The organism is Kitasatospora cinereorecta (genome assembly GCF_024172095.1).
GTDB classification, from domain to species: domain Bacteria; phylum Actinomycetota; class Actinomycetes; order Streptomycetales; family Streptomycetaceae; genus Kitasatospora; species Kitasatospora cinereorecta.
In genome coordinates this window covers 72,665-88,206 of the sequence record NZ_JAMZDX010000006.1, presented here as the reverse complement: position 1 = coordinate 88,206, position 15,542 = coordinate 72,665, and the positions used below count along the sequence as shown (strand labels likewise).

Below are 15,542 nucleotides of genomic sequence, written 5' to 3'. Positions count from 1 at the left end.
CGACAGATGCGAGGGGAGCACCCGGTGATCGGACGCGCGCTGAACGGGCGCTACGAGCTCGGCGAGATACTCGGCGTCGGCGGCATGGCCACGGTCCACCGCGGCGTGGACCGGCAGCTCGGCCGCCCGGTCGCGGTCAAGGTGCTGAACGGCGGGCTCGCGGACGACCCGCGCTTCGCCGAGCGCTTCGCCCGGGAGGCCCAGCACGCGGCCCTGCTGGTGCACCCGCGGATCGTCACCGTCTTCGACTCGGGCGTCGACCAGGGCTCCCCGTACCTGGTGATGGAGCTGGTCGACGGCATCACCCTGGGCCGGCTGATCGCCCAGAGCGGCCCGCTGCCCAAGGAGCGGGCGGTCGGCATCGCCGCCGCCGTGCTGGAGGCGCTGGCCGCCGCCCACGCGCAGGGCCTGGTGCACCGGGACATCAAGCCCGGCAACATCATGATCACCAACGACGGCGGCGTGAAGGTGGTGGACTTCGGCATCGCCCGGGCCAACTCCTCCAGCGGCCAGCAGCTCACCCAGACCGCCACCGTCCTCGGCACCGCTGCCTATCTCTCCCCGGAGCAGGCCACCGCCGCCCCCGAGGTGGACGGCCGGGCCGACCTGTACGCGGTCGGCTGCGTGCTGGTCGAGATGCTCACCGGCGCCCCGCCGTTCACCGCCGATACCCCGGTCGCCATCGCCTTCAAGCACGTCACTGAGTACCCGGCACCGGTCTCCACCCACCGCCCCGACGTCCCTGCGGCCCTGGACGCGGCCGTGCTGCGGCTGCTCGCCAAGAACCCCGCCGACCGTCCTGCCGACGCGACCCGGGCGATGTCCGAGCTGCTCGCCGCCCTCCCCGCGGCCGCCCCCGACGACCGCACCAGCGCGCTGCTGGCCTCCGCCACCCAGGTGCTGCCGCCGGTCGCCGCCCCGCCGGGCTTCCCGCCCGCGACCGGCGCGCAGCAGGTTGCCGAGCAGCCGTACGTGGAGCAGCACCGCACCTCGGTGCTGCCGCCGCTGCCCTCGATGGCCCCGATGGACGAGCAGGAGCGCTACGAGCCGTACCGGGACGAGCCGCGGCGCGGCCGCAACCCGCTGGTCTACGCGGGCGCGGGCATCGCGGTGATCGCGGGCTGCGCGGCCATCGCCGCCTTCGCCTTCAACGGGCCGAGCACCCCGAAGCAGCCGGCCGCCGCCCCCGCCGCCTCGGTCGTGGCCCAGTCGCCGACCGCGGCCGCCCCGGTGAGCCCCTCCCCCTCGGCGAGCCCCAGCGCCAGCCCGAGCGCCTCGGCGGGCAAGGGGCCGGTGGCCGCCCAGATCGCCCAGCTGCGGGCGAACGTGGCGCAGGCCCAGTTCGGCCGGGAGCGCGACCGCCAGGACGACCTCACCCGGCTGCTCGACGACGCCACCCAGGCGGTCGCCGACAAGAACTCCGACGCCGCCGAGAGCCGGCTGCTCGCCGCCCAGCGCCTGGTCAAGGACCTGCAGAAGAAGCACGCTGTCGACGGCGGCACCCTGGCCAACTGGCAGGCCCGCCTGGCCGGCCTGATCGCGGTCGTCCACGCCCAGGCCCAGAACGACTGACGGCCCCGGCTCAGTGCCGGTGGCGTTCGGTGCCGCGCTTCTCGACCTGCACGCGCAGCCGGCGGGAGAGGGCGGCGCCGCCCGCGGTCAGGAAGACCAGGGTGTAGAGGATCTGCAGCATCACCACCACCCGGGCGGCCTGCCCGACCGGGTGGATGTCGCCGTACCCGACGGTGGACATGGTGATCACCGTGAAGTACAGCGAGTCGACCTTGGTGGTCAGGCCGGGGAACTCGTTGGGGTTCCTGGCCATCCCCAGGTAGCAGGTGGCGAACAGCACCAGCGCGCAGCTGAGCAGCAGCACGATGGTCAGCGCCGGCCTGCCGGGCAGGTCGAGCAGCTCCCGCTGGATCGCCCGCAGCAGGCCGATCGCCAGCAGCGCCAGCGCGATGATGAACACCATCCAGCTGACCAGGGGGTGCTCCGGCCCGAAGTAGCCCAGCGGGATCAGGAACCAGGCCAGGATGACCCCGAGCGGCACGGCCAGCATCACCACGGCCTTCAGCGGATCGCCGGCCCGGCGCTTCGTGGTGAGGAGCTTCACGGCGCGGGCTCCAGTCCGGCGATCCGTCGGCGGAGGTCGCCGATCTCGTCGCCGCCTGCGGCTTCGGCAGGATCGGACATCCGCGCCTCCGGGGTCGGCGGTCAGGTGCCTACCAGGAGACGCCAGGGTGGAACCGGCGGCCACCCGACCGTGGCGGGGGAGCGACAAAGCCGCCGGCCCGTCAACTGACGGACCGGCGGCTCCGGAAAATCCGCGGTCAGGCCGTGGTGGTCGGCTTCGGCGCCTCGGTGGCCTTCGTCACGACGGTCGGCTCGACCGCCTGACGGGGCTGCTCGGTGGACTGCGCGGTGCCGGCCTGGGCGTCGGCGGGGGCGTCGTCCTCGCGCAGGGCCTTGGTCTCGGCCTTCAGGATGCGCATCGACTTGCCCAGCCCGCGGGCCATCTCGGGCAGCTTCTTGGAGCCGAAGAGGAGGACGAGCACTGCCACCACAATGATGAGGTGCCAGGGCTCAAAACCGTTACGGAACATCCCTGACCACCGGTCCTTTCGCGGAGTTCTCGTCGTGGGTACGTCGTGCGTGCCTGCCGGGCGAAGGAGCCCGACCTTGGCCAGTATGCCTGGCCTTATCGGTGAACGTACACACCCGCCGGCAAACAGCTGGGGAAATACCGGCGATCCTCGCCATGTGGTCTGGACCATTCGGCTGGTTCGGTGGGGCCGGCGACCGGGTCAGCGGGGCGACGGGCCGAGCAGCACCGCCCACGCGCTCCCCGCCGCGACCAGCAGCACCACCAGCGCCATCGCCCGCACCGGGCCGTGGCCGACCACCGACGGACGTCCAAGCTGCCGGCGCCGCCGCCACGTCCCGTACCAGTGGAACCACGCCGCCGCACCCGCCAGCACCCCGCCCAGCGCGGCCAGGCCCGGCTGCTGCCCGAGCAGGCCGCTGCGCAGGATCAGCAGCGCGTTCACCGCCAGCAGCAGCGCCGTCCGGCTCCACGCCAGCAACGTCCGCTCCGGCTGCAGGCCGGGATCCCGGCGGCGGCCGCCCGTCACCGCGCCCAGCCGATGATCAGCACCGAGAACACCACCGCCGCCACCGCCACGCACACCGTCAGCACCAGCATGATCCGGGTGTACGGCATCGCCTCGCCGGAGCGCATCGCCCGCTCCACCCGCAGCCACCGCCGGTACGACGCCGCCCCCAGGCCCGCCCCGCCCAGCGCCAGCACCACCGACAGCGCCGTCCGCACCGGCGCGGGTGCCAGCTCCGGGGTCAGCTGGTCCAGCGCGATGGAGCCGGCCAGCAGCGCGAGGGCGGTCCTGATCCACGCCAGGAAGGTGCGCTCGTTGGCCAGCGAGAACCGGTAGTCGAGCTCCTCCTCGTCCCCTCGGCCATCACGCTCCGCCATGACAGCGACCCTAGGCGTCGCCACCGGCCCCCGCACCACGGAACCTGCCGCCGTGACCGCCGTCCCAGACGGAGTGCCGGTGTCGGATTCCGGTGGGTCGGCGCAGCTCCGGGCCGATCGGTGCTGCCCTCGGGGCGGGTGGTGCGGACGGGCTGCGCGCCGAGCGGAGCTCCGTCGGGGGCGGCGTCGGGCAGTCGGGGCGGCGCGGCCGGTGCCAGTGGCGGTGGCGTCACCGGCGGAGCCGGGCGGGCAGCGCGCAGCCCCGGCGACGGGTGTCGGCCGGGGCTGCGGTGACCTGCGCGGTGGGCGGGCTGGTGGGGTCAGGCGGCGGCGGGGACGGCGGTGCGGTCGTCCTCGGCGGCGGGGGCGGTGGCGGGTACGGCCACCGGCAGGTGTCGCATCAGGCGGTGGGCCGCCAGCGCCGCGCCCGCCATGAAGACCACGCCGACCACGGCGGCCACGTGCATGCCGTCGGTGAAGGCGATCCGGGCGGCGGAGAGCAGCTGCCGGCCGGCGTCGCCCGGCAGGTGGGCGGCGACGGTGACCGCCCCGCCGAGGGTGTCCTTGGCGGCGCCGGCGGCGTCGCCGGTCAGCCCGCCGGGCAGGGCGCCGTCCAGCCGGCCCCGGTAGACCGCGGCGCCGGCGGCGCCGAGGATCGCGATGCCGAGCGAGCTGCCCAGCTCCTGGGCGGTCTCCGAGGTGGCGCCGGCCGCGCCGGCCCGCTCGGCGGGGGCGGCGGAGACCACCATGTCGGCGGTGATGGTGATGGTGCCGACCGATCCGGCGGCGATCACCCCGGCGGCGACCAGGACCACCGCCATCGGGCTGTCCTTGCCGACCGCGGTCATCAGCACGAACCCGGCCGCGCTGAGCAGGAAGCCGGTGGTGAGCAGGGTCGCGGGGCGGACCCGTCCGGCCAGCGCGCCGAAGGTGCCGACGGCGGCGCCGACCCCGAGGCTCGGCAGCAGCGCCCACAGCGAGGCGGCGAGCGGGCTGAGGCCCTTGACCAGCTGCAGGTACTGCGAGGTGAAGAGGGTGAAGCCCATCATCGCGAACATCGCGATGGTGTTGACGGTGATCGCCCCGCTGAAGGTGCGGATCCGGAACAGGCCGAGGTCGATCAGCGGGTCGGCGGCGGTCCGCAGCCGGACCACCAGCAGGGCGCCGATCAGCAGGCCGGCCGCCAGCACCAGGGCGGGCAGCGGGTGCCAGCCGTCCACCGCGAGGGTCTTGATGCCGTACACGACGGGCAGCACGGTGGCCATGGAGAGCGCCGCGCCGGGCAGGTCGAACCGTCCGCCGCGCCGCTCGGTGCGCTGCTCGGGCAGCAGCAGCGGGGCCGCGACGACCACCACCAGCATGGCCGGGACGGCGACCAGGAAGACCGAGCCCCACCAGAAGTGGTCGAGCAGCAGGCCGCCGACCACCGGGCCGAGGGTGGCGCCGGCCATCATCACGGCGCTCCAGGCGCCGATCGCGGCCCGGCGCTGCCCCGGGTCGCGGAAGGTGGTGCGGACCAGCGCCAGCGTGGACGGGCCGAACACCGCCGCGAAGACGCCGAGCAGCCCGCGGACGGCGATCAGCCGGCCGGCCCCGTCCGCGTAGGCGGCGACCAGCGAGGCGGCGGCGAACCCGGCGCTGCCCACCACCAGCAGCTTGCGGCGCCCGATCCGGTCGCCCAGGGCGCCCATCGGGATGAGCAGTCCGGCCAGCAGGAAGGAGTACATGTCCATGATCCACAGCTGCTGGGTGCCGCTGGGGTGCAGGTCGGTGGCGATGAAGGGGACGGCGAAGAAGAGCACGCCCATGTCCATGGCGAGGACGAGGGTCGGCAGCAGCAGGACGGCGAGACCCGCCCACTCGCGTCGGCCGGCGAGGCCGTTGGTTGCGGTCATGGGGATGACTGTACGGATGTGTCACACGGCTGTCTAGTACAAGCGTCTCACTCGATTGTGCGATACGTTTGTCCATGTCCCCGCGTAGCATCGCTCCCATGGGAAATCGCGAGGATCTGCTGGCCAGCGCCAAGCGCTGCGTGTACGAGAAGGGCTACGGGCGCACCACCGCCCGGGACATCGCCTCCGGCGCGGGCGTCAGCCTGGCCGCGATCGGCTACCACTACGGCTCGAAGGACGCGCTGCTCATGCAGGCGCTGATCGAGGCGGTGGGGGAGTGGGGCGACTCGATCCGCCGGGCACTGGCGGAGGCCGCGGGCGTCGCCGACCCGCAGCAGCGGTTCGTCCGGGCGTGGGACGCGGTGGCGGCCAGCTTCGCGGAGCACCGCGGGCTGTGGGCGATGCAGTTCGAGGTGGTCTCGCAGATCGAGCACCTGCCGGAGCTGGGGCAGCGCCTCGCGGAGGTGCAGAAGATGGGGCGGCTCGGGCTCGCCATGCTCTTCCAGGGCCGGACCGAGCTGGAGGACACCCCGGAGGAGCTCGCCAAGGGCACCTTCTACCAGTCCCTGCTGCTCGGCCTGGCCGGCCAGTGGCTGATCGACCCCGCCCAGGCCCCGACCGGCGCCGACTACCTGGCCGGACTGACCCGGATCGCCGCCGCCCTCAACGAGCGGGACTAGTTGGTCACCGCGGTGAGCAGCACCACCGAGTCGACGTGGGCGAGCAGGCCGTGGCGGTCCTGCGGGATGGTGTGCAGCTCGCCGGCGGCGACCTCCTGGCGCTTGCCCGCGACGGTGAGCGAGACCCGGCCGCGGAGCACCAGGAGACTGGCGGCGACCGGGGCGTTGTGCTCGTCCAGCGAGGAGCCTGCGGTGAGCGCGATCACGGTCTGCCGCAGGACGCCGTCGTGCAGCAGCAGGTGGGCGCTGCGCCCGTGCGGGCTGTCGGCCGCCTTGGCGGCGTGCTCGTCGGCGAGCGCGTCGAGGCTGATGCGGGTCGGCTCGGTCATCGCGGTCTCCTCGGTCGGGCCGGGCAGGTGGGAGCCCCCGCCGCGACCCTAGGCGGGCGGCGGCCCGTTCCGCGCGCTGGACCACGCGCACGGGTTAGCGCGTCGCCGCCCGAGGTGCGGGCCGGACGGAGCGGGCCGATCGTGGATCCATGGCGACCATTCAGAAATTCACCGCAGGGTTCTCCGGGTTCCAGGTCAACCGTCCCATGCTGGCCATGGGTGCGGTTCTCACCGGTGTCGGCGCGATCATGGGCATGACCGGCACCGTCATGGTGTTCGGGGCCCTGGCCTCGGCCGGCCGGTCATGGGTGCGACAGATGGACACCCCGCCCACCGAGCTGGCGCAGCGCGCCATCAACCAGGCCCGGGCGGCCTCGCTGGCCGGCCTGGAGGCGTGGCGCAACGAGGGCCAGGTCTCGGCCAACTGACCACTCAGCCGGTCGCGCCGGCCTCCGTCCCGTCGAACGGCCGGAGGCTCCCGCGCAGTTCGCGCTTGAGGAGCTTCCCGGTCGGGTTCCGCGGCAGCGGCTCGGTCCGGAAGGAGACGTGCGCCGGCACCTTGAACGCGGCCAGCCTGCGGGCGACGTGCGCCCGCAGGCCGTCCGCGTCCAGGCCCGAGCCGGGTCGCAGGACGACCACGGCGGCCACCTCCTCGCCGAGTTCCGGGTGGGGGACGCCGAGCACGGCCGCGTCCGCCACCTCCGGGTGGTCGGTGAGCACGCCCTCGACCTCGCCGCAGTAGACGTTCTCGCCGCCGCGGATCACCAGGTCCTTGAGCCGGTCGACCACGTACACCTCGCCGTCGCGCAGGTACGCCAGGTCGCCGGTGCGCAGCCAGCCGTCGTCGGTGAGCGCCGCCGCGGTGGCCTGCGGGTTGCCGCGGTAACCGCGGAACAGGGCCGGGCCGCGCAGCCGCAGTTCGCCCACCGCGCCGTCCGGCAGCGGCTCGCCGTCCGGGCCCGCGATGCGGACCTCGACGGCGGGGGCGGGGCGCCCGATCGAGTCCGGCTGTTCGCGGTGGCGCGGGCCGACGTTGGCGGTCACGCCGCCGCAGGTCTCGGTGAGGCCGTAGCCGTTGCGCGACCCCACCCGGCCGCCGAAGGCGCGGTCGATCCGGCGGGCCAGGTCGGCCGGGGCGGCAGCGCCGCCGGTGCCGATCAGGCGCAGGTCGGGCAGCGCATCCCCGGCCGCCTCGGCGGCGGCCAGCAGGCCCAGCGCGGTGGTGGGCACGCCCGCGTAGGTGGTGACCCGGTGCTCGGCGATCAGGCGCAGCGCCGCGGCCGCGTCCCACTTGGGCAGCAGGACGGCGGTGCCGCCGCCCGCCATCAGCGGCAGGAGCGCGGTGAACGCGGCGACGTGGAAGAACGGGAAGGTCAGCAGCGTGGTCTGCGGCGGCGGTGCGGTCGGGTCGCCGCCCGCACAGAGCAGCGTGGTGGCGGCGAAGTAGCGGGCGGTCGTGGCGGCCGTGCACCAGGCGGCGTGGGTGGCCACCACGCCCTTGGGCTGCCCGGTGGTGCCCGAGGTGTAGAGGATGGTGGCGTCGTCGTCGGGGGAGATCTCCACCGCGGGGGCGGCCAGGCCGGTGAGCGGGAGGTCCTCGAAGCGGTCGGGCGCGTCGGGTACCCCGACGGTCAGCACCGGGACGCCGTGGGCGGCGGCCCAGTCGGCCGTCCGGTCGGCCCGTTCGCGGTCGGCGACGATCAGACCGGGCCGGCAGTCGTCCAGCGCGTACGCCAACTCCTCGCGCTGCCACCAGCCGTTCAGCGGGACGGCGACCAGTCCGGCGGTCTGGGCGGCCCAGAACGCGATCTGCCACTCGGGCAGGTTGCGCATGGCGACGGCCACCCGGTCGCCGGGCCGCAGGCCGTAGTGGTGCAGGTAGCGGTGGGCGAGGGCGGCGGCGGCCGCGTGGTGGGCGGCGTAGGTCCAGCGGGTGGCACCGGCGGCGAGGAAGACCCGCTCGCCGTGGGCGCGGGTGGCGTCCAGGAATTCGCGCAGGGTGCGCGGGCCGTGGACGTAGACCGGGCCCCGGTCGCCCGGCTCGACCTCGAACGCGGCGCCCGGGGCGCGGAGTTCGGACTGGACCCGGGTGGTCAGGGCGTGCGCGGCGGTGGTCATGGGCGTCCCTCGGTGCGGCGGCTCGGCTCGGGCGGCGGTCGTGCGGCGGCTCCGGCAGCGGGCCGATGGGGGCCCGGCCCGCTGCCGGGTGGGGGACGCGGCGGCCCGGCCGGTGGGGGGCCGGACCGTCGCGCGTTCTGCCGTCCCTACAGGCCGAGGGACTTGGCGATGATGGTCTTCATCACCTCGCTGGTGCCGCCGTAGATCCGGAACACCCGGTTGTCGGTGTAGAGGCGGGCGATCGGGTACTCCAGGATGTAGCCGTAACCGCCGTGCAGCTGGAGGCACTTGTCGATCACCTGGGAGGCCGACTCGGTGCAGAACAGCTTCAGCGCGGCGGCGTCGGCGACGGTCAGCCCGCCGCTCTGGTACAGCTCCAGGGACTGGTCCACCATCGCCTGCTGGGCCAGCACCTGGGCCTGGCAGTCGGCCAGGGTGAACTTGGTGTTCTGGAACTCGGCCACCGCCTGGCCGAACACCTTGCGCTCCTTCACGTACTTCACCGCGAAGTTCACCGCGGCGGCGGCCGCCGCGTAGGCGCCCACCGCGATCGCCAGGCGCTCCTGGACCAGGTTGTGGGTCAGGTACGAGAACGCCCGGCCCTCCTGGCCGAGCAGGTTCTCCACCGGCACCTTGACGTCGCTGAAGGAGAGTTCGGCGGTGTCCGAGGTGCGCAGGCCGATCTTCTGCAGCTTGCGGCCGACCGCGTAGCCGTCGGAGGCGGTGTCCACACAGAGGATGGACAGGCCCGCGCGGCGGTCGGCCGGGTCGTACGGCGCGGTGCGGCAGATCACCAGCACCAGGTCGGCCAGCACGCCGCCGGTGATGAAGGTCTTGGCGCCGTTGAGGACGTAGTGGGTGCCGTCCTCGGAGAGCTTGGCGGTGGTGGTGATGCCGGCCAGGTCGGAGCCCGCCCCGGGCTCGGTCATCGCGATCGCCGTCATGATGTCGCCGGAGACGAAGCCGGGCAGCCAGCGCTGCTTCTGCTCCTCGTTGGCGTACTCCAGCAGGTAGGGCAGCACCAGGCCGGTGTGCACACCGGACGAGCCGAAGGTGACGCCCGCCCGGGCGCACTCCTCGACCACCACCGCCTGGTATTTGAAGCCGGTCTCGCCCGCGCCGCCGTACTCCTCGGGCACCTCGATGCCGTACACGCCGAGGGCGCCGAGCTTGCGGTAGAAGTCGCGCGGCGGGTGGCCGTCGGCCTCCCAGCTCTCGTAGACCGGCACGACCTCCTTGGCGATGAAGTCCCGGATGGTCTCCCGGAACGCCTCGTGGTCCTCGGTGTACACGCTACGGCGCACGGTGGCGCTCCCTTCCTGCAGCCGCTGATCGCCCCACAAGTTAATCGTCGGTAGCTTCGGCTGTCCAGAGATCCCGGCCGGTGATTCCGCGGTTGATCGGCCGGACAAGTGAATGGTTGCTACCCTGGCCGACGGACTGCCGTGACCGAGCCGAGGGGGCGGGGAGTGGTGACAGAGCGGGCCGCCGGGCGCCGCCCGCCCGGCCGCCGGGCCCAGGTGCTGGCGGCCGCCGAGGGGCTGTTCCACCGGCGCGGCTACCACCGGGTCTCGATGGCCGAGGTCGCCGCCGAGGTCGGCATCACCGCACCGGCGCTCTACCGCCACTTCCGCAGCAAGCCCGAGCTGCTGCGGTGCGCCGTCACCGGCGGACTGGACGCGCTGCGCGAGGCGGTCCGGGCCGGCAAGGACGGTCCGGAGCAGCTGTGCGCCGCCCTCGCCCCGGCCGCGATCGACCACCGGGCCCTCGGCACCCTCTGGCGGCGCGACGCCCGGCTCCTGCCGCCGGCCCAGCGGGCCGCGCTGCGCCGGGAGTTGCGCGCGGTGGTGGCGGAGACGGCGGCGGTGGTCGCCACCGGGTACCCCGGGCGCCCGGCCGCCGACACCGACCTGGTCTGCCGGTCGCTGCTGTCGGCGTACGGCGGCCTCGGCAACCACACCTTCGCCCCGCCCCGGCGGGCCTTCGAGGCGCTGCTGCGGCGGATCGGCGCCGACCTGCTGGCGGTCGACCTCGCCGCGGCCCCCGTGCTCCCGCCCGGCCGCGGTCTGCCGTACCCGGCCCCCGTGACCCGGCGGGAGGCGCTGCTGGTGACCGCGGTGCGACTCTTCCACGAGCGGGGCTTCGACAACGTCTCCACCGAGGAGCTCGGCGCCGCGGTCGGGATCGCCGGACCCAGTGTCTACAAGCACTTCGGCACCAAGGCGGAACTGCTGGCGGCCGCACTGGTTCGCAGCCGGGAGCGGCTGTGGCAGGAGGTGGCCGGCCCGCTGGAAGGGACCGGGGAGCCGGCCGCGGCGTTGGCGGCCGGCCTGGCCGCGTACGTGGACTTCGCCCGGCGCAACAGCGACTACCTGGGCGCGATGGTGAGCGAGACCGAACGGCTGGATCCATCGGACCGGCGAGTGGCGGTGGAGTTCCGCCGCGACTTCCTGCGGCGGTGGGTCGCGCTGCTGCAACAGGTGCGGCCCGGCTACGGGGACGCGGAGGCCCGGATCCGGGTGCACGCGATGTTTGCGCTGGTCAACGACGGGGTGCGGGGACCGGCGGGCGCCGGTGACACGGGCGGCGCGCTGGTGGCGCTCGGCCGGGCGGCGCTCGGCCTCGACGCCGCGGACGGGTGAGGATTTCCGTACCGCGCAAATCCCGGAGCCGGCGGTCATTCGGAAATGGCCCGGGAATTGCCCCCCGCCACCGGAAATCGCTGGTCGCGTGATTGTCGTACTGGCACACTGTGGCCTCATGTCTGAAGCCGAGAAGCTGCGCACGACGGAGGTCGACCTCGGCGGCCTGGTCGGCGTCCTGGCGACCCACCTCTACTCCACCCCGCTGGTCGCCCTGCGCGAACTGGTCCAGAACGCCCACGACTCGCACACCCGGCGCAGGCTCGAGGACCCGGACACGCCGTACCGGCCGCTGATCCGCGTCACCGGCGACCCGGCCGCCCGCACCGTCGCGATCGAGGACACCGGCGCCGGCCTCACCGAACCGGAGATCCACGCCTACCTGGCGACCGTCGGCACCGGCTACACCCGGATGCTGCGCGAACTGACCGGTAATCAGGACCTCATCGGCGCCTTCGGACTCGGCTTCCTCTCCGCCTTCTCGGTGGCCGACGAGGTCACCGTCACCACCGCCTCGCACCGCGAACCGCACCTCGCCCACCGCTACCGCAGCCGCGGCGGCGAGCAGTACGCCGTCGAGGCGGTCGACCCGCGCCCCGCCCCGGGCACCGTCGTCGAACTGCGACTCAAGGCCGAACACTCCCACCTCGCCGACGAGTACGCGCTGCGCGAGGTGCTCGCCCGGTACTGCGTGCTGCTGCCCATCCCGGTCTACGTCGGCACCGACGAGAAGCCGGTCAACGACGTCCGGGTGCCCTGGCGCGAGGACCTGCCCGGCCCGGTGCACGCCCACCGGATGCGCTTCGCCACCGCCTTCGCCCGCAGCTTCGAACCGCTCACCGCCTTCCCGGTCACCCCCGCCCCGGCGGGGGAGGACGGCAGCGACGCCGTCGGCCTGCTCTGGGTGCAGGACGGCGGCACCTACGGCTCCACCGACAACCGCGACCTCGCCGTCTACCTGCGCGGCATGCTGCTCGCCGACGACGCCCGCGACCTGCTGCCCAGCTGGGCCGGGTTCATCGGCGGCGTGGTCGAGTCCAACCGGCTCACCCCCACCGCCAGCCGCGAGGACCTCCAGCGCGACGAGCACTACCGCGCCCTGCAGCGCACCCTCACCGACGCCATCGTCGACGGCCTCTACGAGACCGCCCGGCTGCACCCGAACGCCTGGCGCCGGATCCTCGCCCGGCACGGCCAGGAACTGCTCGGCGCCGCCCTCTGCGACGACCGGCTGTTCAGCCTGCTCGCCGACGACGTCCCGGTGCCCACCTCCCAGGGCGACCTGACCGCCGGCGCGCTGCGCGCCGCCGGCGGCGGAGCGGTCCACGTCGCACTCGGCAGCGGCGGCGGCTTCGAGGAGATGCTCTACCGGGCCATGCAGGTGCCGATCGCCCGCGGCGACCGGTACGCCGTGCTGCCCTTCCTGCGCCGCTACGCCCAGCTGCGCGAGTGCCGGATCGTCGAACTCGGCAGCGAGAGCGGCAACCGCGAACTCTTCCGCGAGCCCGCCGCGCCCCTGCCCGCCGAGGAGAGCGCCTGGCTGGCCGCCGCCCTCGCCGACCCGGGCGAGCAACTGGTCGCGGCCCGCTTCGACCCGCCCGGCCTGCCGCTGGTGCTGGTCCCCGACCGGGAGGCCGAACTCAAGGCGCGGATCGAGGACGACCAGGCCGACGCCCGGATCCCGTCCGCCGCGCTGCGCCTGGCCCGCGCCTTCACCGCCCGCACCGACGGCACCGTCAAGGCCCGGCTCTACCTCAACCTCGCCTCGCCCGCCGTCGACGGCCTGCTCGCCGCCTACCGCGCCGGCCACACAGGCGCCGCCACCGCGGCCGGGCTGCTGCGCTCGCTCAAGGTCATCATGGCCGCCGCGGCCGGCTCCGGCGACGGCGACCTGACCGCCGCCCTGGCCGGGGTGTCCACCGCGGTCGCCGCCCTCACCGCGGCCGTACCGGACGGCCTGTCAGCGGTACCCGACACACTGTCGGCCGACGAACAGCACGGGGAGTGACGTGACCACCGACATCTGGTCCTGGGTGCAGGACACCCACCGGCAGCTCGCCGAGTCCGGACAGCACCGGCTGGCCGATGCGCTCGCCGAGATCGCCGGCCACGCCGTCGAGGGCCGCAACGAGCAGCTCGACGCCCTCTACCCGGAGGCACTCGCCTCCGCCCGCGCCCTCGGCCTGCCCTGGGTCGAGGTCTTCCTGCGCCACTGGCGGCTGCAGAACCTGCTGAACAAGCGCCACCAGGGCGAGGCCGCGATGGCCGAGGCGGTTTCCCTGCTGGAGTTCGCCCACCGCGAGGAGACCGCGGCCTGCCCGCAGTCCGTCTGCGCCGTGCAGGACTTCACCATCTGCCACGCCAACATCGACGGCCCGGGCTACGTGCCCGAGCGGCTCGCCGTCCTGGAGGAGACCCTGCAGCGGGTCGACCCCGCCCGGGCCTGCTTCGACTGCCTCTCCCGCGAGTACGCCGACACCCTGGAGGACGACGGCCGCGCCGAGGACGCGCTGACCCACCTCGACCGCTCCCAGGCCCGGATCCAGGCCGCCGGCGAACGGGTCTCGCTCGCCTTCGGCCACAGCCGCGCCTCCGCCCTCCAGCGGCTCGGCCGCCACGAGGACGCCCTCGCCGCCTACGACACCGCCGAACACGCCTACGTCGCCGCCCGCAACCGACTGGACGACGACGACCGCCGCAAGCTCGCGGCCGGCCGCGCCGTCTCGCTCGCCGCCCTCGGCCGCACCGAACAGGCCCTGGAACAGCTCCCCGACGCCGACGAGGCCGACCGCTACCCCGACATCCGGCACCGCTGGGCCACCGCTGCACAGACCCTGGCCGCCGCCGGCGCGTACGACAACGACGCCGCGCTCGGCGCCCGGCTCGCCCACTGGGCCGGCTACCTCGACACCGCCGGCTCCCACCGCCCCTGCCTCGACCTGGTGCTGACCGCCGGACGGCTGGCCGTCGCCCGCGGCGCCCGCGAGGTGGCACTCACCCTGGCCGCCACCGGCGAGCGCAAGCTCACCGCGCTGCGCCGCACCGACGGCGTCGCCGACCGGGTCGCCGACCTGCGGGCCGCCGCCGAGGCCCTGCCGCGCCCCGACCTCCCCGTACCGGCGAAGGACCTCGTCGACTGGCTCGGCGAAACGGGCCCGGACCCGGAGACCGGCGCCGACCTGCTGGCCGCCGCCCTCGCCGAGCTCGGCGAGCGGGACACCGTGCTGGTCGCCAACCTGGCCGCCGCCCTCGGCAGCCTCGGCCACGCCAGGGCCGTCACCGAACTGCTCTGGGCCCAGCTGGAACTCGACCCCGGCCACGAGGACCTGGTCAACCTGCTCGGCTCCGTCCTGCTCGACGCCGAGGACGGCGACGGCGTCCGCCGCCTTGCCGACCGGCTCGCCGCCACCAGCCCCTCCGACTCCGCCTGGCTGCTCGCCCGCTTCGCCGCCGCCCAGGGCCGCTGGGCCGAGGTCGGCGAGCACTGCGCCGCCGTCCTGGCGCACGAGCCCGAGGCGATCAACACCCGCCGCCTCGCCTCCTCCGCCGCCACCCGCCGCGGCGACCACGCCGAGGCCCAGCGGATCCTCGAGGAACTGGTCGAGCACGCCCTGCCCGACAGCGGCGACACCCCGCCCGAGCTCGCCCACCGCACCCTGCGGCCCGCCGACCTCTGGCACCTGGTCACCGCCGCCTCCGCCAACCGCGACTGGGCGGCCGTCCGCGCCGCCGGCGCCCGGCTCGACCTCACCTTCACCACCGACAGCGGCCCGGTCGACGAGGAGTGGGAGCTGATCACCCTCCGCGCCACCCGCGCCAACGGCACCACCGCCGACCTGCCCGTCCTGCGCACCGGCCCGGCCACCGCCCGCGTCCTGCCGGTGCTCGGCGACGAACTGCCGCTCAACCACCGCGACACCGTGGTGTTCGCCCCCGCCCTGCTGAACGAGCCGCCCGCCCCCGGCCAGGAGGAGCACTGGCGGCCCGTCTTCGAACTGCTCACCCTGCTCGACCCCGCCGGGTACACCACCTACTGGCTCGACGGCGGCTGGCCCGGCGACGAGCCGTGGTCCGATCTGCGCACCGCCCTCCAGGCCGAGGGGTACGGCCTGTGGGCCTACAGCGGCGACCAGTACGCGATCACCGACCCCGCCGACGAGGACGGCTCACTGCCCGGCGTCTACGCCGCCTTCGGCGTCCCGCCGACCGCCTCCGCCGCGGACGCCGACGCCCTGCTGCTGCGGCTCACCGCCGACTGGCCGCACCCGCTCAGCTGGCTCGACCTCGCGGAGGCGGCCGGCGCCGACCCCGGACGGCACCGGGAGATCGTCGAGCGGTACGGCCTGTGACCCGCCCCGGGCCGCTCACCCGCAGGTGAGACGGTGGGC

14 protein-coding genes are annotated in these 15,542 nt (G+C 74.6%); 6 read left to right on the top strand and 8 right to left on the bottom strand.

All coding sequences use genetic code 11. The features are described 5' to 3' along the window. Window positions 1–24 precede the first annotated feature (24 nt). Window positions 25–1,572: a protein kinase domain-containing protein gene (locus FHR36_RS29685; RefSeq protein WP_253802159.1), complete on the top strand. Its 1,548-nt coding sequence runs from the start codon at window positions 25–27 to the stop codon at window positions 1,570–1,572. Window positions 1,573–1,582: 10 nt separating this feature from the next. Here FHR36_RS29685 and FHR36_RS29680 read toward each other — a convergent pair whose 3' ends face one another. The 5 genes from FHR36_RS29680 to FHR36_RS29660 form a co-directional block, all read right to left on the bottom strand. Further along, the gene (locus tag FHR36_RS29680) at window positions 1,583–2,116 is read right to left on the bottom strand and encodes a potassium channel family protein (RefSeq protein WP_253802157.1); all 534 of its coding nucleotides are present in this window, start codon (window positions 2,114–2,116) and stop codon (window positions 1,583–1,585) included. 217 nt (window positions 2,117–2,333) lie between these two features. Next, the gene (gene tatA, locus FHR36_RS29675; protein WP_253802155.1) at window positions 2,334–2,606 is read right to left on the bottom strand and encodes a Sec-independent protein translocase subunit TatA; all 273 of its coding nucleotides are present in this window, start codon (window positions 2,604–2,606) and stop codon (window positions 2,334–2,336) included. A 201-nt stretch (window positions 2,607–2,807) separates the two neighbouring features. Further along, window positions 2,808–3,134 (bottom strand): DUF202 domain-containing protein, encoded by a 327-nt coding sequence (locus tag FHR36_RS29670; RefSeq protein WP_253802154.1) that lies wholly within the window; start codon window positions 3,132–3,134, stop codon window positions 2,808–2,810. Beyond that, window positions 3,131–3,490, bottom strand: coding sequence for a YidH family protein (locus tag FHR36_RS29665; RefSeq protein ID WP_253802153.1), 360 nt, complete (start codon window positions 3,488–3,490; stop codon window positions 3,131–3,133). Before FHR36_RS29665 ends, FHR36_RS29670 begins: the two co-directional genes overlap by 4 nt. Window positions 3,491–3,810: 320 nt before the next feature. Then, window positions 3,811–5,385, bottom strand: coding sequence for an MFS transporter (locus FHR36_RS29660; RefSeq protein ID WP_253802151.1), 1,575 nt, complete (start codon window positions 5,383–5,385; stop codon window positions 3,811–3,813). Between the two features lie 98 nt (window positions 5,386–5,483). Between FHR36_RS29660 and FHR36_RS29655 the strand changes: the two genes are divergently transcribed. Next, the gene (locus tag FHR36_RS29655; RefSeq protein WP_253802149.1) at window positions 5,484–6,065 is read left to right on the top strand and encodes a TetR/AcrR family transcriptional regulator; all 582 of its coding nucleotides are present in this window, start codon (window positions 5,484–5,486) and stop codon (window positions 6,063–6,065) included. Here the strand turns inward: FHR36_RS29655 and FHR36_RS29650 are convergent. Then, window positions 6,062–6,394 (bottom strand): cupin domain-containing protein, encoded by a 333-nt coding sequence (locus FHR36_RS29650; protein ID WP_253802147.1) that lies wholly within the window; start codon window positions 6,392–6,394, stop codon window positions 6,062–6,064. The two genes, FHR36_RS29655 and FHR36_RS29650, sit on opposite strands and share 4 nt — an antisense overlap. 149 nt (window positions 6,395–6,543) lie before the next feature. Here FHR36_RS29650 and FHR36_RS29645 point away from each other — a divergent pair, with 149 nt between their 5' ends. Beyond that, entirely contained in the window at window positions 6,544–6,822 is a 279-nt protein-coding gene (locus tag FHR36_RS29645) for a hypothetical protein (protein WP_253802145.1), read from the top strand. A 4-nt stretch (window positions 6,823–6,826) separates the two neighbouring features. Here the strand turns inward: FHR36_RS29645 and FHR36_RS29640 are convergent, their stop codons facing one another. Then, a complete protein-coding gene (locus FHR36_RS29640; RefSeq protein WP_253802143.1) occupies window positions 6,827–8,512 on the bottom strand; it encodes a class I adenylate-forming enzyme family protein in 1,686 nt (561 codons plus the stop codon). A 146-nt stretch (window positions 8,513–8,658) separates the two neighbouring features. After that, entirely contained in the window at window positions 8,659–9,816 is a 1,158-nt protein-coding gene (locus FHR36_RS29635) for an acyl-CoA dehydrogenase family protein (RefSeq protein WP_253802141.1), read from the bottom strand. Between the two features lie 168 nt (window positions 9,817–9,984). Between FHR36_RS29635 and FHR36_RS29630 the strand changes: the two genes are divergently transcribed. The 3 genes from FHR36_RS29630 to FHR36_RS29620 all read left to right on the top strand — a co-directional run bounded on the left by FHR36_RS29630 (window position 9,985) and on the right by FHR36_RS29620 (window position 15,503). Beyond that, the gene (locus tag FHR36_RS29630) at window positions 9,985–11,154 is read left to right on the top strand and encodes a TetR/AcrR family transcriptional regulator (RefSeq protein WP_253802140.1); all 1,170 of its coding nucleotides are present in this window, start codon (window positions 9,985–9,987) and stop codon (window positions 11,152–11,154) included. A 118-nt stretch (window positions 11,155–11,272) separates the two neighbouring features. Then, window positions 11,273–13,162, top strand: coding sequence for an ATP-binding protein (locus FHR36_RS29625; RefSeq protein ID WP_253802138.1), 1,890 nt, complete (start codon window positions 11,273–11,275; stop codon window positions 13,160–13,162). A gap of 1 nt (window position 13,163) precedes the next feature. Next, a complete protein-coding gene (locus FHR36_RS29620) occupies window positions 13,164–15,503 on the top strand; it encodes a hypothetical protein (protein ID WP_253802137.1) in 2,340 nt (779 codons plus the stop codon). The last annotated feature ends 39 nt before the right edge of the window (window positions 15,504–15,542 follow it).

Coding starts and splice junctions, on each gene's coding strand:
- FHR36_RS29625 (WP_253802138.1), top strand. CDS start 11,273: ATGTCTGAAGCCGAGAAGCTGCGCACGACGGAGGTCGACCTCGGCGGC.
- tatA (WP_253802155.1), bottom strand. CDS start 2,606: ATGTTCCGTAACGGTTTTGAGCCCTGGCACCTCATCATTGTGGTGGCA.
- FHR36_RS29655 (WP_253802149.1), top strand. CDS start 5,484: ATGGGAAATCGCGAGGATCTGCTGGCCAGCGCCAAGCGCTGCGTGTAC.
- FHR36_RS29640 (WP_253802143.1), bottom strand. CDS start 8,512: ATGACCACCGCCGCGCACGCCCTGACCACCCGGGTCCAGTCCGAACTC.
- FHR36_RS29645 (WP_253802145.1), top strand. CDS start 6,544: ATGGCGACCATTCAGAAATTCACCGCAGGGTTCTCCGGGTTCCAGGTC.
- FHR36_RS29665 (WP_253802153.1), bottom strand. CDS start 3,490: ATGGCGGAGCGTGATGGCCGAGGGGACGAGGAGGAGCTCGACTACCGG.
- FHR36_RS29650 (WP_253802147.1), bottom strand. CDS start 6,394: ATGACCGAGCCGACCCGCATCAGCCTCGACGCGCTCGCCGACGAGCAC.
- FHR36_RS29660 (WP_253802151.1), bottom strand. CDS start 5,385: ATGACCGCAACCAACGGCCTCGCCGGCCGACGCGAGTGGGCGGGTCTC.